The organism is Nocardia sp. Marseille-Q1738 (genome assembly GCF_965283145.1).
The window spans coordinates 1,284,155-1,308,526 of sequence record NZ_CBDIMS010000001.1; the positions used below are offsets into that span (position 1 = coordinate 1,284,155).

The window sequence follows — 24,372 nt, forward strand, 5'->3', positions numbered from 1 at the left end:
ATGCGATAGGCTACCCGCCGAGCAGTCTCGATCCGCCGGTTTCGGCGGCGACCAAGGAGTGACAGCGCCAGATGGAGTCAGCACAGCGACCAGGGGCCGGGGCGGGGAAAGCGGGAAACGTGGCAGCCGCCGGGTCGGTGGTGGGACGGGACGAAATCCGCGCGGCCATCGCGAACCAGCTGGACATCCCCGCCGACTCGATCGCCGACGACGCCGACCTGATCCAGCTGGGCTTGGACTCGATCCGGACGATGAAGCTGGCCGGAGGCTGGCGCAAGCGCGGCATCGACATCAATTTCGCGCTGCTGGCGGCGAACCCGACCGTGAACGGCTGGCACGGGCTGCTCGGCGGCGCGGATGGGCCGGAGGCTGTCGAAGCGCCGAGCGAGCCGCGACCGGACCAGGCGGAGCAGGACGACGACGCGCCCTTCGCGCTCGCGCCGATGCAGCACGCCTATTGGATCGGCCGTTCCGAGTCGCAGGAGCTGGGCGGCGTCGCGGCCCACCTGTATGTCGAGTTCGACGGCGCCGGGGTGGATCCCGACCGCTTGGAGCGAGCGGTCGAAGCGCTGGTGCGGCGGCACCCGATGCTGCGCAGCCGCTTCCGGCCGGACGGCACCCAGCAGACCATGGCCCGCCCGGGCCGCCCGGTCTGGACACTGACCGACCTGCGCGCACTGTCGCAGGCGCAGGCCCAGGACGCGTTGGAGTCGTTGCGCGACCGCAAGACGCACCAGCGGATGGCCGTCGAGGACGGTCAGGTCATCGATATCGCGCTGACCTTGCTCGCCGACGGGCGGACCCGGCTGCATCTGGATGTCGACATGCTGGCGGCCGACGCGATGAGCTATCGCATCCTGATCAGCGATCTGGCGCGCCTCTACCACGGTGAGTCGCTTCCGGAACAGGGATACACCTTCCGGCGCTACCTCGCCGACCAGCCGAATGGACGCGGCGCCGAGCGCGATCGCGACCGGGAATGGTGGCAACAGCGGCTTCATGAGCTGCCCGGTGCACCGGAACTGCCACAGGCACAGAGTGTTTCGGGCACGAGCCGGACGGTGCGCTATCACCGGTGGCTCGCCCCCGAGGCGAAAGCACGGTTGTTCGAGGCCGCGCACGCACGCGGCATCACTCCGGCCATGGCGCTGGCCTCCGTGTTCGCCGAAACCATCGGAGCGTGGTCGGCACAACGGCGTTTTCTGCTGAATCTGCCACTCTTCCACCGCGAACCGGTGCATCCGCAGGTCGACGGGGTGGTCGGCGACTTCACGTCCTCGGTGCTGCTCGAGGTCGACGTGACCGAGCCGGCCACCGTGACGGAGCGGGCCCGCGCCTTGCAGGCGAGTCTGCACGCCGCCGGTGCGCACGCCGCGTACTCCGGCCTGGAGGTGCTGCGCGATCTGGGCCGCCTGCACGGCGAGCCGGTGCTCGCGCCGATCGTCTACACCAGTGCGCTCAACCTCGGGGAGTTGTTCGCCGACGTGGTCACCGAGACCTTCGGTGAGCCGGTGTGGATCATCTCGCAAGGCCCGCAGGTGCTGCTGGACGCGCAGATCACCGAGGTGCGCGGCGGTCTGCTGCTGAACTGGGACGTGCGCGAAGCGGCCTTCCCGCCCGGTGTGATCGACGCGATGTTCGCGCGGTACATCGACGCGATCACGCGCCTGGCGGGCGACGGCGATCGGGCAGCGGGCTGGGACGCCGAGGCGACGCTGCGGATTCCGGTCGAGCAGGCGGCCACCCGGGCGCGGGTCAACGCGACCTCGGGTCCGGTGAGCGGACGGTCGCTGCACAGCGGATTCTTCGCGAACGCGGCGGCGGAACCCGATGCGCCTGCCCTGATCTGGGAGCCGGACGGCGAGATGTCCTACGGCCAGTTGGCGGCCGAAGCGCTGGCCGTCGCTGGCGCCCTGCGCGAAGCTGGTGTGCTGCCGGGTGATTCGGTCGCCGTGCAGTTGCCGAAGGGGCCGGACCAGATCGTGGCCGTCCTCGGTGTGCTCGCCGCCGGGTCGGTTTATGTTCCGATCGGATTCGATCAGCCCGCGGCCAGGAGGGCGGAGATCCTGCGCACCGGTGACTGTGTCGCCGCGCTGACCGTCGAAGGCGTGGAGATTTCCGGGGTGCGGACCGTCGCCCTCACCGCGGCGCGTCGTCATCCGGAACCGTTGCCGCGTCCGATCTTCGGTTCTCCCGAGAGCATCGCTTACGTGCTGTTCACCTCCGGCTCCACCGGCAAGCCGAAGGGTGTCCAGGTACCGCATCGGGCCGCCATGAACACCATCGACGACCTGAACGAGCGTTTCGCCCTCGGCTCGGCCGACCGCTGCCTCGCGCTCTCGGCGCTCGAGTTCGACCTGTCGGTCTATGACATCTTCGGCCTACTCGATGCGGGGGGCGCGGTGGTGACGGTCGACGACGCGCAGCGCGGCGAGCCCGCGCAGTGGGTGGAATTGGTTCGCCGCCATGGTGTTTCGCTGATCAACTGCGTGCCCAGCCTGCTGGACATGCTGCTCGCCGCCGCGGCGGGCGCGCGCCTGGACTCACTGCGCACCGTGCTGCTCGGCGGGGACTGGGTGGATGTCGCCCTGCCGAGCCGACTGGCGGAGGTGGCGCCGGACTGCCGGTTCGTCGCGCTGGGCGGCGCCACCGAGACCGCGATCCATTCCACGATCTGCGAGGTGGTCGGCGCCGACGTTCCGGCGGACTGGACCGCCGTGCCGTACGGCACTCCCTTGCGCAACGTGCGGTGCCGGGTGGTCGGCCCCACCGGCCACGACTGCCCCGACTGGGTGACCGGCGAGCTCTGGATCGGCGGCGACGGCGTCGCGGCGGGCTACCGCGGCGATCCCGAGCGCACCGCCGAGCGGTTCATCGTCCACGATGGCATGCGCTGGTACCGCACCGGCGATCTGGCTCGGTACCTCCCCGACGGCTGCCTGGAGTTCCTCGGCCGCGCGGACCATCAGGTGAAGATCCGTGGTTACCGTGTGGAACTCGGTGAGGTGGAGAGCGCGTTGCGGTCCGTGCCCGGTGTGCGTCGCGCGATCGCCGCGGTCGTCGGCACCGCGGCGCCCAAGCTGGCCGCCGCCGTGGTGCTCGAGGCGGCCGCCGAGATGACCGTGGCGGCGTTGCTGGACGCCGTCGCGGATCTGTTGCCCGCCTATATGCTTCCCGCTCGGGTGGAGATGCTGCCGGAGCTGCCGCTGACCCCGAACGCGAAGCCCGACCGCAAGGCGATCCACGCGGTGCTGGCGCGCGGCGACGACAACGTCGAATTCATCGCTCCCCGAACCGATCTGGAGCGAGCGCTGGCGGACGTCGTCGCGACGGTGCTGAGCACCGAGCGGGTCGGCGTCACCGACGACTTCTTCGCCCTCGGCGGCGATTCGGTGCTGGCCACCGCCGTGATCGCCCGGGTGCGGGAATGGCTGGACGCGCCCGAAACGGTCGTCGCCGACCTGTTCGCCGCGCGGACCGTCGACGGCTTGGCCGCGCGCATGATCGATCGGGAACGCCAGCAGGGAACGGCAGGACGACTGGACACGGTAGCGGCGCTCTACCTGGAGGTCGCGGCGATGTCGGACGACGAGATCCTCGCCCGGACGTAGCGTCGGCCGCTGCGTCCGAACCGCTCGCTCGGCCGCGGCGCGGACTAAACTCGCCGCTATGACCAGGTGGGATACCTCGAACATCGCCGACCAGAGCGGTCGGACGTTCATCGTGACCGGCGCCAATAGCGGCCTGGGAGCCGAGACGGTGCGGGCGCTGGCCGCCGCGGGGGCCGAGGTGGTGCTGGCCTGCCGGAACCTGGCCAAAGGGGAGCAGGTTGCCGCCGAGGTCGGGGAGCGAGCACGGGTGCGCAAGCTGGACTTGGCCGATCTGGCCTCGGTGCGCGAGTTCGCCGAGGGCATCGACCGGGCCGACGTGCTGATCAACAACGCCGGCGTGATGGCGCTGCCCGAGGGGCGCACCGTCGATGGATTCGAAAAACAGATCGGCACAAATCATCTCGGCCACTTCGCGCTCACCGGGCTGCTGCTGGGCAAGATCTCCGACCGGATCGTCACCGTCTCCAGCGGCGCGCATCAAATGGGCACGATCGAGCTGGACGATCTCAACTGGGAGCAGCGCAAGTACCAGCGCTGGTCCGCCTACGCGCAGGCCAAGCTGGCCAATCTGATGTTCGCCCGGGAACTGCAGCGCAGGTTGACCGCGGCGGGTTCGCGGAAGATCTCGGTGGCCGCGCACCCCGGCTACGCGGCTACCGAGTTGCAGTCGCACACCGAATCCTTCCAGGACACGCTGATGGCGCTGGGCAACCGGCTGTTCGCGCAGAGCGCCGCGATGGGTGCGCTGCCGACTTTGTACGCCGCGACCGACGACGTGGAGCCGGGCGGTTTCTACGGCCCGACCGGGTTCGGCGGCATGCGGGGTTACCCGGGGCCGTCCGGCTCGTCGAAGGCGTCCAGGGACGAGAAGGTCGCGGGGGAGTTGTGGGAGCTGTCGGAGAAGCTGACCGGCGTCACCTACGACTTCACGAAGTAGCCGACCGCTGTCTTCAGGCGTTGTGACGCAGCGCACACAACGCTATGTCACACTCGGGCGAACCACGCCGTCGTCTTTGTGAACCCAACAGGAACGAACAAAGGACGGACATCATGGAACGCCGCTTCGACCTCTACGCCAACCCGGTCGCAGGCAGCTTCGTCAAGCGACTCACCATGGCCTCCAAGGTGATCAGCGACTCCACCCTGCCCGCCGCCACCTACGAGCTGGTCAAGATCCGCGCCAGCCAGATCAACGGCTGCGGCTACTGCACCGACATGCACACCAAGGACGCCGCGCACGCCGGCGAGACCTCGCTGCGGCTCAACCTGGTCGCCGCCTGGCACGAGGCCACCGTTTTCACCGAGGCCGAGCGCGCCGCGCTGGCGCTCACCGAAGAGGCCACCCGCATCGGCGACGGCCGCGCCGTCAGCGACGCGGTGTGGCAGGAGGTCCGCAAGCACTACGACGACGACCAGATCGCCGCCCTCATCGCCGCCATCGCGACGATCAACGCCTGGAACCGGATGAACGTCATCGCTCGCACGCCCGCGGGCGACTATGTGCCCGGCCAGTGGGGGTAGGAACTCGCAGTAGTTGGCGCGACCCGCGAGGTAAGGCTCGCACCGCGTACACCTGCGACGCGATGAACTGCGCAACGCAGCCACATCACCCCCACTCCAGGTTTCGAGCGAAGCGAGACCGAGCATTGCCCGTTCGCGGCCCGGCTCGCGTCCGAGTGGCCGACGCGCAAGCGACGAAGTCGCCACCGGCCGCCCGAGCCAGGCAGGGCCAAGGGCGAACACGCAGCGCCGCAGGCGCTGCAAATTGAACACAGCGTTAAACGCACCACTCCGCGTTCACGGCGTGGTAGTGGGCTGGTACTGTGCCTGACGTGCAGCGCGTGTATTTCTGGTTTAGCAAGCCGGCCCTGGGTGGGCTGGTCTGCGGCAACCACGTGCGCTGACGACATTCCACCCCGAGCCGGATGATGGACCGGCTCGACGGGTTTCACGTCCGTGGGTCGGCCCCGAGAAAAGGAAACCCACGACATGACAACCGCAGCCGACGTCGACGCTCGGCATTCCGATCTGGACGATCAACGCACCCTCAACATCAGCCCGCTGCGCTCGCCGGCGGAGGTGCGTCGCGTGCATCCGATCAACGATGCCCTCGCCGACACCGTCCGTGCGGGCCGCAAGGCCACCGTGGACGTGCTGAACGGCGCCGACGACCGCCTCATGGTGATCGTCGGTCCGTGCTCCGTGCACGACCCCGCCGCCGCCTTGGACTACGCCCGCCGTCTCGCGGCCAAGGCCGCCGAACTCGACGATCGGCTGCACGTGGTGATGCGGGTCTACTTCGAGAAGCCGCGCACCAGTCTGGGCTGGAAGGGCCTGATCAACGACCCGCACCTGGACGGCTCGTTCGACGTCAACACCGGTTTGGGCTTCGGTCGCAAACTGCTGGTCGACATCACCGCGCTCGGGCTCCCGGTGGCGTGTGAATTCCTCGACCCGATCACCCCGCAGTACATCGCGGACCTGGTGTCCTACGGCGCGATCGGCGCGCGTACCGCGGCCAGCCAGGTGCACCGGCAGCTCAGCAGCGCGCTGTCGATGCCGGTCGGCATCAAGAACGGCACCGACGGCGATGTCCAGGTTGCGGTCGACGGTGTGCGCGCCGCGGCGGCGAGTCACGTGTTCCCCGGCACCGACCTCGACGGCCGGTCCGCGCTGATCCGCACCACCGGCAACCCGGACTGCCATGTGATCCTGCGCGGCGGCAGCAACGGCACGAACTACGACGCGGCTTCGGTCGCCGAGGCGTGCCTGCGGCTGGAGAAGTCGTCGCTGCCGCAGCGGGTCGTCGTGGACGCCAGCCACGGCAACAGCAACAAGGACCACAACAAGCAGGTGGATGTGGTCACCGACATCGCGGACCGGCTGGCCGCGGGCGAAGCCGGTGTGGTCGGCGTGATGTTGGAGAGCTTCCTGGTCGCGGGACGTCAAGATCTCACCCTCGGCCGCGCCACCGACCTCACCTACGGCCAATCCATCACCGACGCGTGCCTGGACTGGGAGACCACCGCGCGTCAACTGGACCGGCTGGCCGACGCGGTGCGGCAACGCCGCGTGCGCTGATCAGGAGCCCGGGCTCGCGTCCGAGTGGCCGTCGCTTTCGCGAGGAAGTCGCCAGCGGCGGTTGCTCAGGCGCGAGCCCTGCGGCACCGCGAATCAGGCCGAGCAGATCAATCCCAGCAGATCGCCGGAGGAGATGATGCGGACGTCGAAGCCCGCCTCGGACAAGTGCTCGGTGAGCTTGCCCGGCGGCGGTTTCGGACTGGTCGGCTCGGACGCGTCGGGCGTGCCGTAGCCGTAGAACAGGCACAGTGTGCCGCCGGGTGTCAGTAGCCGCCGGATCAGGGCGAGTTCGGCACTGGGCCTTTTGGTCCAGAACAGGTTGACGTTCACCGCCAGGATCTTGTCGAAACCCCCTGTGCCGGGCCCGATCTCGCCCAGCAGCTGGTCCGGGTCCGCGTTCGCCAGGTCGGCGTGCACCAGGCGAACCCGGCCCGAATCGAGCTGGGCGGCATACTTTTTGCGCGCACGGGCGACGGCCGTGCCGGAACGCTCGACACCGACGATCGTCCCGTCGGTCACCTGTTCGGCGAGGCAGGCGATCGACTCGCTCGAGCCGGGACCGATCTCCAGGACCCGGTCGGCGGGTCGCACTTCCATGGTCCGCACTATCCAGGTGAAGCGCTGGTCGGCTGCCATCCTCGCAATCTACGACATGCCGTCCGCGATGCCGAGTGCCGTCGCGGCCGTCGTCCGGCCGCGGTGGAACTCGGCGGGCCAGCCATCGGCCGGGCCGGGCGGGTCGGTGCGCAGCCGCGCGGCGAGCCAGTGGTCGCGGCGTCGGCCGCGCTGCACACTGCCCAGCCGGGACAGGCCCTCGTACCGGAATCCGGCGCGGCGCGCGACCGCGGCGGACGCGTAATTGCCCACGTACGCGCGCCAGCCGATCCGCTCCAAGTCCAGCCCGTCGGCGCGGAACCCGAAGTCGCATACCAGGTTCACCGCTTGCGTCATCAGGCCGCGCGACCGCTGCGCTGGGATGAGCCAGAACCCGATCTCGGCCGCGCTCTCGTCGCGTTCTCCGAGGCCGACCGTGCCGACGACCGGACCGTCGGGGCGCAGCCGCACGGCCCAGGTGGGGCTGCGAGCCGCCCAGCCGGGGATGACGATGTCCTCGATGAAGGTCACCGCGTTCGCTCGCACGTACGGCACCGGGATGGTCACCCATTCCCCGATGGACGGCTCCTGGCAGCATTCGGTGATGGTGTCCACGTCGTCCATCGTCGGCGCCGACAGCCAAATCGTTCCGTTCGTCAGCACGTGATGGTCCATTCGGCCATGCTGTCACGGACCGGCCCGCCGGATCATCCGGTTTATCCATCGCCCAACGACCGGATACCGCGCGGGAACGTGCCACCGCCGGACCGTAGACTTCCCGGTGATGGTTGCCGCGCTGCTTTCCGACCTGTTCGAGTCACATCGGGCGCATTTGCTCTCGGTCGCCTATCGGCTGACGGGCAGCGTCGGCGATGCCGAGGACGCGGTTCAGGAAAGCTGGCTGCGTCTGGCGGGTGCGCACCAGTCCGAGATCGAGGATCTGCGGGCCTGGCTGACCACCGTCGTGAGCCGCATCTGCCTGGACCGTTTGCGTAGTGCGGCGGCGCGCCGGGAAAGCTACGTCGGCCAGTGGCTGCCGGAACCCGTGGTCACCGCCCGAACACCGTCGACTGCGCCCGACCCGCTGGAGGCGGTGGTGCGCAAGCAGGAGTGCCGATTCGCGGCGCTGGTCGTGCTGGACACCCTGACGCCACCGCAGCGGGTGGCCTTCGTGCTGCACGATGGACTTTCGGTGCCGTTCGACGAAATCGCCGACATCCTCGGCATCTCCGCCGACGCCGCACGTCAGCTGGCCGTGCGCGCCCGCAAGGCGGTGGCGCGGACGCCGCAGCCGGTACCCGATGTCGAGCACGAGGCGGCGGTGCAGCGTTTCCTCACCGCGTTGAGTTCCGGTGACGTGACCGCCGTGGCGGCCGCGCTGCACCCGGACTCGGTGATGATCGGCGACGCCAACGGCACCACGGCCACCGCGGTGAACGTCCTGCACGGCGCGGATCGGATCGCCCGCTTCTACTTGGGGCTGGTGCGCAAGTACGGGCTCGAGGACGCGCCGTCGGTTTACGAATTCGCCTCGGTCAATGGGCAATTGGGCCTTGTGGTCGCCGGGCGTCCGGCCGAGGACGGTCGTGCGGGTTACCCGACCCGGGTTATGGGGTTCACCGTCCGTGACGGATTGGTCTGGGGCACTTACGATCTGGCGAATCCAGCCAAATTGGGCGGGGTTCGGCTGGGTTGAGTCCAGCCGCCTGTCGCCAGCCTGACATCGGCTGAGATGTGTGCAGGCCGGAGACGATGCCGACTCCCGGTTTACCGATCGAGGGCGGGTAGCCCCGGCCAGATGTCGCCGAACCGATCAACCAGGTGCCGCCGACATCGTGCAACAAGTGCAACAGGGACCGCAGTACGTGCCCGACGGCGGGCAAGGTTCGGGTAGGACTCTGTAAAAATTCCGTTTCGAGATATGCCCGCAGCCTGTGGGCCAGAACATAGCGAGGCTGGCTGCCATTGGATCGGCGAACAATTCCGCAGGTGAATTGCCTGGTCAGCGCCCGGAAGAGGCCAGCTATCACTTAGCAACAAACGCTTTCTCTGGGCTAGTCTCCGGGTATGTCCTCGCAACCCCAGACCGTTGCCCGCCTGCGCCCCTTCGCCTCGACGATCTTCGCCGAGATGACCGAACTCGCCGTCCGGCACGACGCGGTCAACCTCGGCCAGGGATTTCCCGACACCGATGGGCCCGCGAGCATGCTGGAAGTGGCGCGCCGCGCCATCGCGGACGGCTTCAACCAGTACCCGCCCGGGCGTGGCGTGCCGGTGCTGCGCCGAGCCGTCGCCGACGACCGAGCCCGGCGCTACGGGACCGACTACGACCCGGACACGCAGGTGCTGGTGACGGTGGGGGCGACGGAGGCGATCAGCGCCGCGGTGCTGGGCCTGGTGGAACCAGGTCAGGAGGTCGTGCTGATCGAGCCGTATTACGACTCCTACGCCGCGGCGGTGGCGCTGGCGGGCGCACGGCGGCGCACGGCCAGGCTGGTGGCCGACGGTGACCGGTTCGTCCTCGACCTCGACAGTCTGCGTGACGCGATCACCCCGGCGACCCGGATGCTGATCGTCAACTCGCCGCACAACCCGACCGGCACGGTGCTCGGCCGCCAGGACCTCGAGGCGATCGCCGAGATCGCCTGTGAGCGTGATCTTCTGGTGCTCACCGACGAAGTCTACGAACATCTGGTCTACGACGGGGCCGAGCACATCAGCTTGGCCACTCTGCCGGGCATGGCCGAGCGCACGATCGCAGTGTCCAGTGCGGCAAAGACTTTCAGCGTCACCGGATGGAAGACCGGCTGGGCGTGCGGCCCCACCGACCTCATCGACGGCGTGCTCGCGGCCAAGCAGTTCCTCACCTTCGTGGCGGGTGGTCCGTTCCAGCCCGCGGTCGCGCACGCGATCAACCATGAGCTGGGTTGGGTCGCCAAGTTGCGGGATACGTTGTCCGAGAAGCGGCTTCGCCTCTCCGCGGCTCTTGCCGACACCGGACTGGGCGTACAGACCAGTGCGGGCGGGTATTTCGTCTGCGCCGACATCACGCCCCTCGGCGCCGCGGACGGTCTGGCGTTCTGCCGGGAACTGCCGAAGCGCCTCGGCGTCGCGGCGGTGCCGGTCAGCGTGTTCGCCGACGACACCGCCGCCTGGAACCACCTGGTGCGTTTCACCTTCTGCAAGCGCGACGAAACCCTGGACGAGGGCGTCCGCCGGTTGCGCCTGGGTTGACCGCTACCCGTCACGTCAGGCCGACGACGCGCCGACCCGGCCGAGATGCCGAGCGAAGAACCGGGTCGCGCTGTCGACCTCGAACCTGGGCACTTCGCCATGACCACCCGCGTTGGCGTGCAACGTCTTTTCCTTCGAAGCGAAGGCATCGAACAACGCCAGACCGGATCGACGGTCGACCAGCTCGTCGTCCCACTGGAGCAGGAATTCGATCGGGGCGGTGATCTGTGCGGCCGCCTCGGTCAGGGATTCATGCCCGAGACAACCGAAGACCGCCGCGCTGATCCTGGGTTCGACCGCCGTCAACGGCACCCCCATCCCGGTGCCCTGCATGATGCCCCAGAAGCCGACCGGTCCTTCGGCGCCGATCTCCGGTAGTTCCTGCGGGGCGTCCAGGGTCGCCTGCCATTCCGGCACGGCACGTTCGGCCAGGTAGGTGTGCAAACCGGCGATGATCGGGCCGATCGGGTGGCACAATCGGTCACCTTCGGTGGCGGCGCCGACGTGCGCTGCCTCACGTCCTGGTGCTGAGGGGCCGGAAGTGTGACATGCTTGCTGGTGAGCACGAGCTGTTGAAGTGATCGCTCGGCTTGCTACAGAAAGCAATACAAAGTAAATGACGCAAGGCATTGTGAAGTGGTTTAACGGCGAAAAGGGCTTCGGGTTCATCGCGCAAGACGCTGGCGGTCCCGACGTTTTCGTTCACTACTCCGAGATTTCCGGCTCCGGGTTCAAGTCCCTCGACGAGGGGCAGCGTGTCGAGTTCGAGATCGGCCAGGGCCAGAAGGGTCCGCAGGCCCAGAGCGTCCGCGCCATCTAGGAGCTGACAAACCTGAAACCCGCGCCACGGCGCGGGTTTCTTGCTTTTCCGGGCCTGCTGGCGCCCTGCATTCACCTGCGCCCCGGCCGGACGTGCCGGTTGTTCCCGGGTCGGGCAGAGCGCGGGACAACCTCACCCCAGGCAGGTCGGCCACATCCCGCATCGCACGCCCGATACCGTGCCCAGCGCTCACCGGCCTACTCCGCACTTCCTGAAGCTTCCCAATTCCGAGCCCTCGCCGGTGCTCGCGCCAATGCCACTCGATGCCGCACCCGCTACTGGCAGGGCTGATCGGGCCGCGACGGCGCCAGAAATTCTGCACTGTCGACTGTAGACATTCTGGGAGACGCGGTATACAGTCGCTGTCGTTGGAGATGCAAAGTCTGGTTGGCCGGGCAGGTGAACTGCCCGGAAGCAAGATCCACCGTCCCCTCCGGCGGAGAAGAGAACCTGGTGCAGTCGGCCGGGCCGCCGGAGGGGATGACGAAATACCTCAGGCATGTCCGTCGATGCGGGAGGTGGTCGCTGAGATAGTTACCAATACCCTCCGCGCCCGGGAAGAAGTGTCGGGCGCGGTGTTCGACGCCGACTCTGCGGGTCGGCAGATGGAATTGAAATCAAACCCCTCGATCCCGGGCCCCGGGCGCATAGCGCGCCGGGGCCTGGCGGCGTTGACCCCCGAGAGGTGTTGTGCAACAACCCGAACCGAATCCCGTTAGCGGCTCCGGTGCCGCGGACCGGCTCGATGACGAGGACTACCCCGCTTACAGCATGGGCCGGGCCGCGGAAATCCTCGGCGTCACCCCCGCCTTCCTACGCGGCCTCGACGCTGCCGAACTGCTGACACCCCAGCGCTCGCAGGGCGGGCACCGCCGCTACTCCCGCTACCAACTGCGTATCGCCGCCCGGGTCCGCGCGCTGGTCGACCAGGGCACACCGCTGGAGGCGGCGTGCCGGATCATCGTCCTCGAAGACCAGCTCGCCGAAGCCCTCGAACTCAACGCCGAACTCTCGCGACAAGATCCACCCGCACCGGACCCGGACAGCTGACTTCAACAGCCGCCGCACCGGGTGCCGAGTTCCGCCCACACCGTTTTGCCGCCGCCGTGGTAGTCGACACCCCAGCAGGTGGCGATCTGGTCGACCAGCATCAACCCGCGGCCGCCGCTGTGGTCGGGCCGGCGGATCTGTGCTTGCGCGGGTGAGGCGTCATCGACCTCCACACGGAACCGGCCGTGGCCGGCCACGATCAACCGGCAGCCGCGCGGTGCCCGGGCATGGAGGACAGCGTTGCTGGCCAATTCATCGCACACCTGCACCGCGTCCTCGACCTCGATACCGGCGACATGCTCGAGCAGGCGCCGTACCGCGGCCCGCACCTGCCCCAACGACATGACCTCGAGGTCCAACTCGACAACAGCGCCGTTCACGCGTTGATCGGCACGTGCCGGATTCAGTGTCGAAGCGCCCACCCTGCACCCCTCCTCCCGCTCGCCCAGTACCCCGACCTCCGCCGGGAGACAGCACTACCTTGGCGACGGCATACCCCCGCCATACCACGCGAAAACCGCCGCCGCGTCCACCACCACACTCCTCGCACGCCGGTGAACCTGACAGCGGCCAGTGAAACTCCCCACGGACGGCCAGTTCCGATTCGTAGGTGGTGAGTTCGCGTATGGCATCCGGCCACGGAGCCTCCGCGAAAACTCGTTGGCGGACCGCGGTGACCACTGCTACTTTTCCGGAGGCCGTGCGAGAGAACGAGGAGGTGGTATCCGTGAACGCAGTATCGACATGGGTGCTCCCCTCTGGGGTCACGGTCGGGCGATAGGTCGTCCGGGAGCGCCGTTCACGAGCACTCCCGAAAGGCACGACCATGCAATTCACTGCCGAACAGCGCCTCGACGACGGCGTCCTCGAGCGCGAATTCACCCTCGGCGAGATCCCCGGCATCCTGTGGACGCCCGGATCCGCATCCGCACCGGCGCCGTTGATCCTGGTCGGCCACCCCGGCGGACTGTGTCAGATGTACCCCCGACTGGTGGCCCGGGCCCGGCACGCCGCGGCGGAGGGCTTCGCCGCGGCCACCATCGAGCTCCCCGGTAGCGGTGACCGGCCCCGTTCGGCCGCCGCCGAGCAGGCCCGCGCCGACCTGCACCGGGCGCTGGAGGCCGGTGAGCCGGTCGACGACGAGATCGTCGACCGGCTCGTCCTGCCGCTGGTCGAAAAGGCGGTCCCGGAATGGCGGGCCGCCCTGGACGCCCTCCTTGCGCTGCCCGAGATCGGCGGCCCGGTCGGGTACGCGGGAGGGGTGATCGCCATCGGCATCCGGCTGGCGGTGGTCGAGCCACGCATCTCGGCCGCCCTTCTGTTCGCCGGGAGTTTCGTGCCCCGCACCATGTTCGAGGAGGCCCGGCAGGTCACCATTCCGCTGCAGGTCCTGCTGCAGTGGGACGACGAAGGAAACGACCGGCAGTTGGCCCTGGACCTGTTCGACGCCTTCGGTTCCAAGGAGAAGACGCTGCACGCCAATATGGGCGGGCACACCGGCGTCCCGCAGTTCGAGGGGGACGACGGGAACCGATTCTTCGCCCGGCACCTGACGTGAGGCCGGCCCGTCGGGCCGGCAGCAGACGATAGGAGCTGTCAGCCAGGACGCCGCTTCATCGAGGACGGGTCCCGGCCCTCCTCGATGGCGGTGGCCAGCAGATGCATAACCGCCCCGATCGCGGCGGTACCGGCCATCGGCGGTCCGGCCGGTCGGGGCGGCGCGTCTCAGGATCGACGTCGGTGAAAATCCCGCTATAGCTGCCCGCCAAGTGGCCGCGAGTGGGGAATTCCAACTGGCCGCTGACAGTGAATCAGAGCTGACCACCATCTTGAAGGATGGCTTTTACACGCGGAGCAATTCCGCCACCCCCTGGACCGACGACCCGAGATAGCAACCTGGACCGCGCCGCCGTGTGTCGCGGAAAGGAACGCCGCGGCCGAACACTTCGCAATGCGAGGTGCGGTTCGTCGCCGGTCAGGCGGGCGCGGGGCGGGTGCGGTCGGTAGCGAGCAGGGCGGCGATGGCGCCGAGCATGGTGCCGGTGATGTAGCGCTGCGTACGCAACCACAGGGGCCGCTTGGTGAGGAAGGTCGCGAGGCCGCCCGCTCCGAGGACGATCAGTCCGTTCACGGTGAGCGCCACACCAATCTGCACCGCCCCCAGGCACAGGCTCTGCAACCACACTTTGCCGTGCTCCGGCGTCACGAACTGGGGGATCAACGCCATGTACATGATCGCGATCTTCGGATTCAGCAGATTGGTAACCAGGCCCATCGTGAACAGCCGCCGCGTCGGATCGGCCGACAGCGCCGCGGGCGCGAACACCGAAACCCCACCCGGCCGCAACGCCTGCCACGCCAGCCACCCCAGATAAGCGGCCCCAGCCAGCTTCACCGCCATATACAAGCCCGGCACCACCGCGAACACAGCTGTGATCCCAGCAGTCGCCGCCGCCAGATAAACCCCGAACCCAGCCGCCACCCCACCCAACGACACCAGCCCGGCCCGCCGCCCCTGCGACACCGTCCGCGACACCAGATACATCATGTTCGGCCCGGGCGTGAGCACCATCCCCAACGCCGCCACCGCAACCCCCACCACCGCCGCCATCTCGATCATGCCCCCGATCCTCGCCTGTCCGGTTCCCCGCCGTCTCGGTCCAGTTGGCGGTCGCTGGTCCTCCGGGCGAAGGCATCCTTCGCGAGTGGCACATGGCTGCGGCGAAACGCGAGAAGACCTCTCCGTGGCGTGCCACTCGCGGGAGATCCGGTGGCTCGTCACGCCGCAAGCAGTGTTCGCGCCCGTTCGTTGAAGTCGGCGACCAAGGGATGTGGCCCGAATGCCATCATGCGTTGCCGTACGTCACGGACCGCTTCCACAGAGCGAGAGGACTTGACCCTCCGGGAGAGATCCAGAGTCCGCAGACCGGCGGCGTGGGCGGCTTCGAGGTCACGCTTTTGGATATGTGTGACGGCCAGGGCCGCATGGGACAGCGCGCCGCGCCGCGCCCGATTCTGACTGCGGGCATATGAGATTGACCGGCGCGCGTGCGGTTCGGCTGCGTCCGGCTGTCCGAGATCACGAAAGGCGTTCGCCCACTCGCCACAGATGTACGCCTCATCGATGAACCGCGCCCATTCCGGCTCTCGGTCGGGCTCGACAACGGCGAAGGCGCGCTCTGCGGCGTTGATGGCGTGCGCGACGCCACGCTTGTCGCCCATGACTGCCAGCGACCGCGCTTCGAGCGTCCACAGGTCCGCCAGGCAGGCGGGCGCATTCACCTTCGACAAACCTTGGCGACCGGCCTGCGCAAGTCGTCGGCCTTCGTGCGGATGCCCCAGCAGCGTCGCCTGATCCGCCATCCCGGCGAGCACGTGAGCCCCGAGCGCGGGGTCTCGCGACTCTTCCGCGAGGCGGAGCGCCTGAATGAGATACCGCTGTGCCGCACCGTGCTCTCCGTTATCGAACGCCATCCACCCAAGAAGATAGGTCTGTTCTGCTGCCGCACCGTACAGCGCCAAACGGACTTCCTCGGTGTGCGTCCGTCGCAGCAGCGGGTACACGTGCTCGTTCATGTATGCCGCCAAGACGAGGCGGCCTGAGCCGCCGCCTTGGAAGATGTCCATCTCCTGGAACGTACTGAACATGTTCTGCACAGCGGTGACGTCCCCGAGACGCACCCGTTGCCGTTCAACGGGGAGTTGGTCGAGCGTATTGAGCAACCAGTCCCGGGACGGTCCAACCGCCGCGACGGCCGCAAACGACGCCGTGGTCAGGAATTTCCTACGATCCACGTCTGCTCTCCCAAGGTCTGCGACTGCTTCGACTGTCTGTGTCCACGATGGGTGGTAGACGAGTGCACGGTCAACGGTCGACGCGTCGCCTAGACCGAGATCGTATGTCGTCACGCGGTAGCCGAACCGCGCGGAGAACAAGTCAGCGAGAATCGCCGGAACCGGCGGGCGGGGATGCTCTCCCTCGTCCACCCAGCGACGCACGCTCGACGCGTCCGGCCTGATCTGGGGTTCGCCCCATTCGATCGCGAGGGCACGCACGCGGCGCGCCAGTTCCCCACGGCTCCAACCTGAACGGGCCAGCCACTCGGAAAGGTGCATGTTCGGACTGTCCATCACACCTGCCATTTCGTCACCGGGAGAGGTCGATCCACCACCTTTCAACACCCGCTGCGACCTTACTCTTGGCGCGTCCGAGGTGTGTGCTGAATGCGCGTCCGATCGAGAGGTTCTGTCCCATCTCCGGGGACCATTTCAGGGGGATGGCGGTGACGGGCGCACCCAAGGCCACCGATACAAGCAGAGGTCTTTCCGATGGACCACATAGCTTTTGGGGACACGCCACTGTCCCGCGTCAACTACTACCGGCAGGTGTGTGACCTGCCCGCAGTCATCGACCCGCCCTGCATGGGCAGGATCATCATGAAAGCAACCCACGTTTGGGGCATCATCATGCCCGCCCCACTCGGCGCGGCAGTCAGAAACCATATGCGGCAACAGCATCCGAACGTTGGGCCGATCATGTCGCACCCGCGGTCCGAGCGGTGGACCATCCTCACCAGACCCGACCTGCCGGACGAGGTACGGCTGTTCGCCGAGCTGTATCGGCTGAACGTGTCGATCGTGCGGACCGGAGGGACGATCGCGCTGCCGAGCCCGGATCAGCGGTCGGCGCATTTGCGGCTGTGGGTCGAACCGCCGAAGTGTCCGTTCCGCCTGTCTGGCCTGGTTGTGGTCGACGCCATCCGAGCCTGCGCCGGACCCGGCAAGCCCCCGAGGACGGCGGCGCGTGTCTGAATTCAATCTGCCCAGGTCGCTGCGGTTGTCGGAGTGCATCGGCGCTGTCTTCCGGAACACAACCGACACGCTGATGTACGTCGGCTGTCCGCAGTGCCGTCACGTTGCCCCGGTACATGACGACGTGATCAGCGAACACAGAGGCGTGTTCGGCCGCGAATGCTCTACCGCCGGGCTCCGCGTGGTCGATGACAGGTCCGATTTCGTGATCGGCGGTGGACGGTGATCGGCAGCGGTGAACCCACAGACCCGCACACGTCCCCCAGACCTACCGAGACCGATGTCCGCCTCAGCGTCTTCTGGCACGGCCTGCACCTCGAATTCGCCGCCTGCACGACAGCCGCGCGGGCATTCGTCAAGGAATGGAGGACAACCCACTACAGCGACGCGGTGGAAGTCTTTCCGGACGGCGCGGAGGGCCTTCCCCGCCTTCCGTGCGAACGGCTCTACCTTGAGCCATAATCCGAGAGGATGCCTTGCTGGCCTGCGCTGTCGTTGTCGGCACGTGCGAGGCCGGACGTCGCCCGGCGGGCAGTGACTTGCGGTTGCGGCAGCGGCGGTGTGGTGGCGCATCGGCATTTCCGACAGGCGGTCGGTCAGGCCTGTGGGCAGCTCATCCTGGCTGGCTCTGTTGCGGCTGCTTCCTCTGATTGTGGCTCTGGGCAAACGTTAACCAACGCAACGACTCTCGCGTCCTTATACTCAATGGCCGTGCATTGGGGTGTGGTGGCGACGGTGAGTGCCAGTTCGACTGCCGCGCTTGCTGCGGTGATCTTCGGCTGGCTTACAGTTCTCCGTGCACAATACGAGCGCGTGCTGAACGTCGTTGACTACATCTCGTCTGATCGAGTCGCGGAGGCTCGTCACCAGCTCGGATCCGTTATCTATGACAGGGGCGGCATCGTGACGTCCAGACAAAGACGGGAAACCCTCGAGAATCTCTTTGTGGTTCTGTGGGCCGCCCGTCGTGTTGCAGTCGTCCGCGAAACCCTGCCCCGGATCGCGCGGAACAACTCGCCGTGGTCGGGACCTCATCGACTGCTGCGAAAGAGCACCGAAGACTGGGTGAAGTTCTGGGTTCGGTACTACGAGGTAGTGGCAAACGAGACGGGCGCTGACACCGCGGGCTCGGACCGAGGGCTGATCGAATTGGCTATCGCGTGGGGTTTGACTGATCGGAGCGAAGCCGAATTCGTAGCTTCCAACCGGTTGCGTATTGCTGGGTCCAGCGCAGTAGCCGGAACGGACGGCAGAGTCGGATACGACCACCCTGTGGCCACGCCACCGGATATCCTTCCGCTGAGGCTTCCCGATCCTCCGACACCCTCTTAGTCGTCGAGCTGATCGGGATCTTTGGGATGGAGCAATGCCTGACAGTGAGGCGTCGGGCTAGTGGCGGAGCCGGTTCGCCGCCTCCCCGGCCCCTCTCGGTCCAGTTGGCGGTCGCTGGTCGTCGTCCGGGGGAAGACACCGCGCCCTTCCGTTGTTACATCCAGTCGCTGCCATGCCCCATGTCGCCGAGAGGGCCCGGTAACCTGCGGGGTTGTCGGTGGGGTCGGGGAGAATGGCGGGGGAATCGATACGAGGAGGGACTGTGACCGACGGTCCGCTGATTGTGCAGAGTGACAAAACGCTGCTGTTGGAGGTCGACCACCAGTTGGCCGACGCGGCGCGGCAGGCGATCGCGCCGTTCGCCGAGTTGGAGCGGGCGCCGGAGCATGTACATACCTATCGGGTGACGCCGCTGGCGCTGTGGAACGCGCGGGCGGCGGGGCACGATGCCGAGCAGGTGGTGGACGCGCTGGTCAGTTTCTCCCGGTACGCGGTGCCGCAGCCGTTGCTCGTCGACGTGGTCGACACCATGGCGCGCTACGGGCGGTTGCAGCTGGTCAAGCATCCCGCGCACGGATTGACGCTGGTCAGCCTGGATCGCGCGGTGCTGGAGGAGGTGCTCCGGCACAAGAAGATCGCCCCGATGCTCGGCACGCGCATCGACGACGACACGGTGGTGGTGCACCCGTCCGAGCGCGGCCGGATCAAGCAGATGCTGCTGAAGATCGGCTGGCCCGCCGAGGACCTCGCCGGGTACGTCGATGGCGAGGCGCACCCGATCGAACTCGACTACGTGACCGACGGCTGGCATCTGCGCGACTACCAGCAGATGGCCGCCGACTCGTTCTGGGCGGGCGGGTCCGGCGTGGTCGTGCTGCCCTGCGGTGCAGGCAAGACGATGGTCGGCGCGGCGGCGATGGCCAAGGCGAAGGCGACCACGCTGATCCTGGTCACGAACACGGTGGCGGGCAGGCAGTGGCGCCGCGAACTGCTCGCGCGCACCTCGCTCACCGAGGATGAGATCGGCGAGTACTCCGGCGAACGCAAGGAGATCCGCCCGGTCACCATCGCCACCTATCAGGTGATCACCCGCCGCACCAAAGGCGAATACAAGCACCTGGAACTGTTCGACAGCCGCGACTGGGGCCTGGTCATCTACGACGAGGTGCACCTGCTGCCCGCCCCGGTCTTCCGGATGACCGCCGATCTCCAGTCCCGCCGCCGCCTCGGCCTGACCGCGACCTTGGTCCGCGAGGACGGCCGCGAAGGCGACGTGTTCTCCCTGATCGGCCCGAAGCGCTACGACGCGCCCTGGAAGGACATCGAGGCCCAAGGGTGGATCGCCCCCGCCGAGTGCATCGAGGTCCGGGTCACGCTGACCGATGCCGAACGGATGACGTACGCGACCGCCGAGCCGGAGGAGCGCTACAAATTGTGCTCCACCGCGCACACCAAAATCGCCGTGGTGGAGTCGATTCTGGCCCAGCATCAGGACGCGCCGAGCCTGGTCATCGGCGCCTACTTGGAACAGTTGGACGAACTCGGCGCCGCGCTCGACGCCCCGGTGATCCAGGGTTCGACGAAAACCAAAGAGCGCGAGGAACTCTTCGACGCGTTCCGGCGCGGGGAGATCCCGGTGCTGGTGGTGAGCAAGGTCGCGAACTTCTCCATCGATTTGCCGGAAGCGTCGGTGGCCGTGCAGGTCTCGGGCACCTTCGGTTCGCGCCAGGAGGAGGCGCAGCGCCTCGGCCGGTTGCTGCGGCCGAAGCACGACCGCGGCCAGGCCCATTTCTACTCGGTGGTCGCCCGCGACACCCTCGACGCCGAGTACGCCGCACATCGCCAGCGTTTTCTCGCCGAGCAGGGGTATGCCTACCGCATCACAGATGCCGACGACTTGCTCGGCCCCGCCATCGGATAAGCGGAGACAATTCCTCCGCAAGCTGTGCTAGGAATGAGGTCGTGCGACGCTTCGAATTCGCGGTGGACCGCAGGCATGCCCACGCGGTCAACGAAGTCTTCGCCGACCTTCGACGCCTGCGCCTCATGGCGATCGCCGCCGCGGTGGTCGCGGCGACCGGAACGGCGTTCCTGATCTGGCTGGACCACACCTGGGCGTATCTGCTCGCGGTCGCGTTCGCGCTCGGTGCGGTGACCGCGCTGTGGGTGGCGCTGTGGACGCCGCGGCATTCCAGCATCGACAAGCTCTACGCGGACGGCGAGCTGGTCCCCGCGGTGGTCTCGGAGACCTACCCGTCCGGTGTGGTGCTGCTCGCCCTGGTCGACGTGTCCACGCCGGAAACGGGGGATCCGCGCTACGCCCTGGTCACCAGGAAGGTCCGCAGCCTGCCCGGCCACCAAGCCAAGGCGGGCGAGCGGGTGCCCTCGGTCGCGGTGCGCACCGACCGGGCGCCGCGGCAGGTGGGCGAGCGCTGGCAGTCGGTGAGCGCCATGCCGATCGCTTGGGGCACCACCGACGGGTCGGTCATCGCACGCGCCCGCGCCGCGATCAGCGAGGTGGAGTGGCGGCTGCTCACCGACAATCTCGCGCTGGCCGACAAGGTGCGGCGCACCGCCACGAAACGACTGCTGCTCGATCCGCACCAGCTGCCCGGTGAGCTCGGCTCCTGAACCTGTTGCGAAGTCCCGGTTTTCCGGTTGCGGGTATGCCTACACTCGGAAGATGCTCCCAGCGTCCAATTTGCTGGCGTTCATCGCCGCCGCGGTCGTCATCATCGTCGTGCCCGGCCCCGGCGTGCTGTTCACCGTCGGTCGCGCGCTCACCCTCGGTCGGCGGGCGGCGCTGCTCTCGGTGCTCGGGCATGCCGCGGGCGTCTATGTCGCGTTGGTCCTGGTCGCGATCGGGCTCGGCGCACTGCTCACGACGTCGGCGCTGGCGCTCACCGTGGTCAAGTTCGCGGGCGCGCTGTATCTGATGTATCTGGGAATCCAAGCTATTCGCCAGCGCGGGGCGTTGCGCGCGGCGCTTGCCACCACGGTCGAACCGACGCCCAATGCGCGGGTGCTGCGCCAGAGCGCGATCGTCGGGCTGACCAATCCCAAGGCGATCGTCTTCTTCTCCGCGGTGCTGCCGCACTTCGCCGACCCGGCCAGCGGCTCGTTGTCCTGGCAATTCCTCCTTCTGGGCACGGTCTTCCTCGCCATCGCGCTCGTTTCCGACAGCGCGTGGGCCCTGCTGGCCGCCTCGGCCAGGTCCTGGTTCGCCCGGTCGCCGCGCAGGCTGGAGGCAGTCGGCGGAGCGGGCGGTGTGATGATCTTCGGTGTCGGCGCGTCGGTGGCGTTGACCGGCAGCGCCGACTGAAGCGGCTACCATCCTGCGAGGTCGGTGCGTCGGCACCGAAAAGTGGTGGGGTTGCAGAGGGGTGGTCGTTCGTATGAGGTTGTCCGGCTGGATGTGCGCCGCGGTCGCGTGTGCGTTCGTCGCCGTGTCGTCGCCGCCCGCGCACGCCGACTCGTCCGCGGACCCGCTCATCGGCGCGCCCGGCCTGGGTGATCCCTATTACCCACTGGACGGCAACGGCGGCTACGACGTTCAGCACTACCGCGTCGGCATCGACTACGACCCGCCGAGCCACCGGCTCACCGGATCCACCGAGATCTTCGCCAACGCCACCCAGGCGCTGCGCAGATTCAACCTCGACTTCGCCGGGCCGGAGGTGCGCATGGTGTCGGTGAACCACCTACCCGCCGCGTTCGAACGCAACGGCGAGCACGAGTTGACCGTCACGCCGATGCTTCCACTGCTGCCCGGCCTGCCGTTCGTCGTCACCGTCGACTACGCGGGGCCCGCCGCGGACACCGCAGGCGAGGGATGGACCTTCGCGCCCAGCGGCGGCGCGTTCGTCGCGGGGGAGCCGCACTCGGCGACGAGTTGGTACCCGCTCAACGACACCCCGCTGGACAAGGCCACGTTCGAGCTGCACGCCACGGTCCCCGCGGAATGGGAGGTGGTGTCCAACGGTGTGCGAACCGAGAACGTGGTGAGCGATGACAAGCGGAGGGTTGGTTGGGTTACCACCAAGCCGGTGCTCGGCTATCTGACCACCGTCGCCATCGACAAGTTCGACTTCCTCGAGCAGCGCCGTGCCAATGGCACCCCACTGGTCAGCGCGTTCGCACCGAACGCGGAAAGTCACCACCGCGAGACCGAGCAGCGTCTGCCGGAGATCCTCGATTTCACCGAAAATCTTTACGGCCCCTATCCGTTCGAGACCGCTGGCGGCATCTACCTGGACGCCGATATCGAGTTCTCGCTGGAAACCCAGACCCGCCCCATCTACGCGCCGAAGAGCGACCTGCAGACCGTCGTGCACGAGATCGCACACCAGTGGTGGGGCGACTGGGTGTCGGTGCGTCACTGGTCGGACATCTGCCTCAACGAGTGCTTCGCCAGCTACACGGCCGACTACCTGTGGCCCGAGCGGATGGAAGGCAAGGACGTCGACGAGGACTACCGCGAGACCATAAGCAAGCACCACGACAATGCGAAGTTCTGGGACATTCCGCTGGAAAACCCTGGCGCCGGAAAAGAATTCACCTCGGTCTACTACCGCGGCCCGTTGTTCCTGCACGCGCTGCGCAAGCAGACCGGCGACGCGGTGTTCTTCCCGGCCGTGCGGGACTTCCTCGCGGCACACGCCTACGGCAACGCCTCCATGCCGGAGTTCCGCGCGTTCGTGCAGTCCAGGTCGCCTATAGACCTGACCGGTTTCTTCGACGCGTGGCTCAACCGCACCGAGCCGCCGCCAGAGGAGTATCTATTCCCGGAGGCGCTACGGGGCTGAGGGTGCGCGATCAGGCGTCATCGACGCGCTGGCGCGCTTTCGTCACCCTGCGTTCGGCCCGTTCCAGCTGGCGTTGTGCGGCGTGCAGGTGCTCCTTCGCCGACCGCTCGGCCGACTTGCGGAACTGCCGCTGTTCTTCGGCATGCGTGAGTTCGTCGCGCAACGCGCCGACGCGCGCTTCCACGTCGGACAGTGCCCGTGCTGCGTCGTCGAGCGCCGCTTGTGCCGAAGCACGTTCCGCACGAGCGGATTCGAGTGCTTCCCGGGCGTCCTCCAGTTCTCGGCGCGCACTGTCGTCCGCCTTCGGCTCCGACGGTGCGCGTTGCGGTGTCGCCGGTTCGGGCACCGCGAGCAGATTCGGCCCGCTCGGCCCGAAGCCTTCGTAGCTCGCCGCCGTGGCGAGCGTTCCCGTGCGCAGCCGTTCGGCCACGTCGGACTCGGCGAGGGCCGCCGTCAACGTCTGGCCGACCTCCCGCACGACACCCTCACCCACCGGGTGTCCGTGCTCGGCGGCCAGCGCGCCCGCCTTCTTGGCCAGCGCGTTGACCAGCTGCTGCCGCTGGGCGGTCAGGCTGCGCAGCTGCTCGGCGGACAGCTCTCGCTGTGCCGCGGCCAGCGCCGCACCCAGTCGCAGCAGGGCGTCCACGTCGTCGGGCGCCGCGCGGGCGAGCAGATTCGCCGTCCACGCGGACAGGGTGGGTTTGCGCAGTTTGCCGATCGCGGTCGCGAGCTGCTTGTCGCCCGCCTTCTTCGCCGCGGCGACCCGGTCCGCGCGGGCGGCGACGAAGTCCGCGGGAGCCAACCCGTACAGGTCGTTCGCGACGTCCTGGACCGTCATACCGACCAAGCGTAACGACACGGTCTCGCGCAGCGACACAAACCGCATGCTGGACAAAAGTCCAGTCGGTGAAATGCGAAAGGCGTTGCTAGTGAATTACTCTGCGTTCCAATTGCTCGGCCGTCTGGTACCCACCATCATCGGTCTGTCACTCCTCGGGCTCTTCGGGCTGCATATGTGAGTGACACACCCTGC

The 24,372-nt window shown here is 67.8% G+C and carries 22 protein-coding genes; 15 read left to right on the forward strand and 7 right to left on the reverse strand.

Features of this window, described 5'->3' with window-relative positions:
• Positions 1-71: 71 nt before the first annotated feature.
• The 4 genes from ACWPXK_RS05900 to ACWPXK_RS05915 all read left to right on the forward strand — a co-directional run bounded on the left by ACWPXK_RS05900 (position 72) and on the right by ACWPXK_RS05915 (position 6,692).
• Entirely contained in the window at positions 72-3,611 is a 3,540-nt protein-coding gene (locus ACWPXK_RS05900; protein WP_454194950.1) for a non-ribosomal peptide synthetase, read from the forward strand.
• Positions 3,612-3,669: 58 nt separating this feature from the next.
• Positions 3,670-4,548 carry an oxidoreductase gene (locus ACWPXK_RS05905; protein WP_454194951.1) on the forward strand — a complete coding sequence of 293 codons (879 nt, stop codon included), beginning with the start codon at positions 3,670-3,672 and terminating at the stop codon, positions 4,546-4,548.
• A 113-nt stretch (positions 4,549-4,661) separates the two neighbouring features.
• Positions 4,662-5,132 (forward strand): carboxymuconolactone decarboxylase family protein, encoded by a 471-nt coding sequence (locus tag ACWPXK_RS05910; protein WP_454194952.1) that lies wholly within the window; start codon positions 4,662-4,664, stop codon positions 5,130-5,132.
• 468 nt (positions 5,133-5,600) lie between these two features.
• Positions 5,601-6,692 (forward strand): 3-deoxy-7-phosphoheptulonate synthase, encoded by a 1,092-nt coding sequence (locus ACWPXK_RS05915; RefSeq protein ID WP_454194953.1) that lies wholly within the window; start codon positions 5,601-5,603, stop codon positions 6,690-6,692.
• A gap of 93 nt (positions 6,693-6,785) precedes the next feature.
• On the opposite strand, the gene ACWPXK_RS05920 is transcribed toward ACWPXK_RS05915, so the two are convergent.
• Entirely contained in the window at positions 6,786-7,328 is a 543-nt protein-coding gene (locus ACWPXK_RS05920; protein WP_454194954.1) for a class I SAM-dependent methyltransferase, read from the reverse strand.
• Positions 7,329-7,337: 9 nt separating this feature from the next.
• Positions 7,338-7,961, reverse strand: a complete 624-nt coding sequence (locus tag ACWPXK_RS05925; protein WP_454194955.1) for a GNAT family N-acetyltransferase — start codon at positions 7,959-7,961, stop codon at positions 7,338-7,340.
• Between the two features lie 109 nt (positions 7,962-8,070).
• Between ACWPXK_RS05925 and ACWPXK_RS05930 the strand changes: the two genes are divergently transcribed.
• Both ACWPXK_RS05930 and ACWPXK_RS05935 read left to right on the forward strand, forming a co-directional pair.
• Positions 8,071-8,982: a sigma-70 family RNA polymerase sigma factor gene (locus ACWPXK_RS05930; RefSeq protein ID WP_454194956.1), complete on the forward strand. Its 912-nt coding sequence runs from the start codon at positions 8,071-8,073 to the stop codon at positions 8,980-8,982.
• Positions 8,983-9,353: 371 nt separating this feature from the next.
• Positions 9,354-10,520, forward strand: a complete 1,167-nt coding sequence (locus tag ACWPXK_RS05935; RefSeq protein ID WP_454194957.1) for a pyridoxal phosphate-dependent aminotransferase — start codon at positions 9,354-9,356, stop codon at positions 10,518-10,520.
• Between the two features lie 15 nt (positions 10,521-10,535).
• Here the strand turns inward: ACWPXK_RS05935 and ACWPXK_RS05940 are convergent, their stop codons facing one another.
• Entirely contained in the window at positions 10,536-10,997 is a 462-nt protein-coding gene (locus tag ACWPXK_RS05940; RefSeq protein WP_454194958.1) for a hypothetical protein, read from the reverse strand.
• Between the two features lie 139 nt (positions 10,998-11,136).
• Here ACWPXK_RS05940 and ACWPXK_RS05945 point away from each other — a divergent pair, with 139 nt between their 5' ends.
• Entirely contained in the window at positions 11,137-11,340 is a 204-nt protein-coding gene (locus ACWPXK_RS05945) for a cold-shock protein (RefSeq protein WP_195129817.1), read from the forward strand.
• Positions 11,341-12,030: 690 nt separating this feature from the next.
• Positions 12,031-12,390: a helix-turn-helix domain-containing protein gene (locus tag ACWPXK_RS05950; RefSeq protein ID WP_454194959.1), complete on the forward strand. Its 360-nt coding sequence runs from the start codon at positions 12,031-12,033 to the stop codon at positions 12,388-12,390.
• 2 nt (positions 12,391-12,392) lie between these two features.
• On the opposite strand, the gene ACWPXK_RS05955 is transcribed toward ACWPXK_RS05950, so the two are convergent.
• Complete coding sequence (locus tag ACWPXK_RS05955; protein WP_454194960.1) at positions 12,393-12,812, reverse strand: ATP-binding protein; 420 nt, start codon at positions 12,810-12,812, stop codon at positions 12,393-12,395.
• A gap of 404 nt (positions 12,813-13,216) precedes the next feature.
• Between ACWPXK_RS05955 and ACWPXK_RS05960 the strand changes: the two genes are divergently transcribed.
• Complete coding sequence (locus ACWPXK_RS05960) at positions 13,217-13,948, forward strand: alpha/beta hydrolase (RefSeq protein ID WP_454194961.1); 732 nt, start codon at positions 13,217-13,219, stop codon at positions 13,946-13,948.
• Positions 13,949-14,365: 417 nt separating this feature from the next.
• Here ACWPXK_RS05960 and ACWPXK_RS05965 read toward each other — a convergent pair whose 3' ends face one another.
• Both ACWPXK_RS05965 and ACWPXK_RS05970 read right to left on the reverse strand, forming a co-directional pair.
• Complete coding sequence (locus ACWPXK_RS05965) at positions 14,366-15,010, reverse strand: LysE family translocator (RefSeq protein WP_454194962.1); 645 nt, start codon at positions 15,008-15,010, stop codon at positions 14,366-14,368.
• 158 nt (positions 15,011-15,168) lie between these two features.
• Positions 15,169-16,533 carry a hypothetical protein gene (locus ACWPXK_RS05970; protein ID WP_454194963.1) on the reverse strand — a complete coding sequence of 455 codons (1,365 nt, stop codon included), beginning with the start codon at positions 16,531-16,533 and terminating at the stop codon, positions 15,169-15,171.
• Between the two features lie 393 nt (positions 16,534-16,926).
• On the opposite strand from ACWPXK_RS05970, the gene ACWPXK_RS05975 reads away from it, so the two are divergent.
• From ACWPXK_RS05975 to ACWPXK_RS06000, 6 genes are all read left to right on the forward strand, one after another.
• Positions 16,927-17,202 (forward strand): hypothetical protein, encoded by a 276-nt coding sequence (locus tag ACWPXK_RS05975; RefSeq protein ID WP_454194964.1) that lies wholly within the window; start codon positions 16,927-16,929, stop codon positions 17,200-17,202.
• A gap of 711 nt (positions 17,203-17,913) precedes the next feature.
• Positions 17,914-18,534, forward strand: coding sequence for a hypothetical protein (locus ACWPXK_RS05980; protein ID WP_454194965.1), 621 nt, complete (start codon positions 17,914-17,916; stop codon positions 18,532-18,534).
• A gap of 262 nt (positions 18,535-18,796) precedes the next feature.
• Positions 18,797-20,455, forward strand: a complete 1,659-nt coding sequence (locus ACWPXK_RS05985) for a DNA repair helicase XPB (RefSeq protein ID WP_454194966.1) — start codon at positions 18,797-18,799, stop codon at positions 20,453-20,455.
• Positions 20,456-20,496: 41 nt separating this feature from the next.
• Positions 20,497-21,165 carry a DUF3239 domain-containing protein gene (locus ACWPXK_RS05990; protein ID WP_454194967.1) on the forward strand — a complete coding sequence of 223 codons (669 nt, stop codon included), beginning with the start codon at positions 20,497-20,499 and terminating at the stop codon, positions 21,163-21,165.
• 52 nt (positions 21,166-21,217) lie between these two features.
• A complete protein-coding gene (locus ACWPXK_RS05995) occupies positions 21,218-21,856 on the forward strand; it encodes a LysE family translocator (RefSeq protein WP_454194968.1) in 639 nt (212 codons plus the stop codon).
• Positions 21,857-21,929: 73 nt separating this feature from the next.
• Entirely contained in the window at positions 21,930-23,339 is a 1,410-nt protein-coding gene (locus ACWPXK_RS06000; protein ID WP_454194969.1) for a M1 family metallopeptidase, read from the forward strand.
• 10 nt (positions 23,340-23,349) lie between these two features.
• On the opposite strand, the gene ACWPXK_RS06005 is transcribed toward ACWPXK_RS06000, so the two are convergent.
• Complete coding sequence (locus ACWPXK_RS06005; RefSeq protein WP_454194970.1) at positions 23,350-24,177, reverse strand: hypothetical protein; 828 nt, start codon at positions 24,175-24,177, stop codon at positions 23,350-23,352.
• Between the last annotated feature and the right edge of the window lie 195 nt (positions 24,178-24,372).

Bases quoted from the DNA above. Each gene is read 5' to 3' on its own strand.
- ACWPXK_RS05900 (WP_454194950.1), top strand. From the start codon at position 72: ATGGAGTCAGCACAGCGACCAGGGGCCGGGGCGGGGAAAGCGGGAAAC.
- ACWPXK_RS05905 (WP_454194951.1), top strand. From the start codon at position 3,670: ATGACCAGGTGGGATACCTCGAACATCGCCGACCAGAGCGGTCGGACG.
- ACWPXK_RS05910 (WP_454194952.1), top strand. From the start codon at position 4,662: ATGGAACGCCGCTTCGACCTCTACGCCAACCCGGTCGCAGGCAGCTTC.
- ACWPXK_RS05915 (WP_454194953.1), top strand. From the start codon at position 5,601: ATGACAACCGCAGCCGACGTCGACGCTCGGCATTCCGATCTGGACGAT.
- ACWPXK_RS05920 (WP_454194954.1), bottom strand. From the start codon at position 7,328: ATGGCAGCCGACCAGCGCTTCACCTGGATAGTGCGGACCATGGAAGTG.
- ACWPXK_RS05925 (WP_454194955.1), bottom strand. From the start codon at position 7,961: ATGGACCATCACGTGCTGACGAACGGAACGATTTGGCTGTCGGCGCCG.
- ACWPXK_RS05930 (WP_454194956.1), top strand. From the start codon at position 8,071: ATGGTTGCCGCGCTGCTTTCCGACCTGTTCGAGTCACATCGGGCGCAT.
- ACWPXK_RS05935 (WP_454194957.1), top strand. From the start codon at position 9,354: ATGTCCTCGCAACCCCAGACCGTTGCCCGCCTGCGCCCCTTCGCCTCG.
- ACWPXK_RS05945 (WP_195129817.1), top strand. From the start codon at position 11,137: ATGACGCAAGGCATTGTGAAGTGGTTTAACGGCGAAAAGGGCTTCGGG.
- ACWPXK_RS05960 (WP_454194961.1), top strand. From the start codon at position 13,217: ATGCAATTCACTGCCGAACAGCGCCTCGACGACGGCGTCCTCGAGCGC.
- ACWPXK_RS05965 (WP_454194962.1), bottom strand. From the start codon at position 15,010: ATGATCGAGATGGCGGCGGTGGTGGGGGTTGCGGTGGCGGCGTTGGGG.
- ACWPXK_RS05970 (WP_454194963.1), bottom strand. From the start codon at position 16,533: ATGGCAGGTGTGATGGACAGTCCGAACATGCACCTTTCCGAGTGGCTG.
- ACWPXK_RS05975 (WP_454194964.1), top strand. From the start codon at position 16,927: ATGTCGCACCCGCGGTCCGAGCGGTGGACCATCCTCACCAGACCCGAC.
- ACWPXK_RS05995 (WP_454194968.1), top strand. From the start codon at position 21,218: ATGCTCCCAGCGTCCAATTTGCTGGCGTTCATCGCCGCCGCGGTCGTC.
- ACWPXK_RS06000 (WP_454194969.1), top strand. From the start codon at position 21,930: ATGAGGTTGTCCGGCTGGATGTGCGCCGCGGTCGCGTGTGCGTTCGTC.
- ACWPXK_RS06005 (WP_454194970.1), bottom strand. From the start codon at position 24,177: ATGACGGTCCAGGACGTCGCGAACGACCTGTACGGGTTGGCTCCCGCG.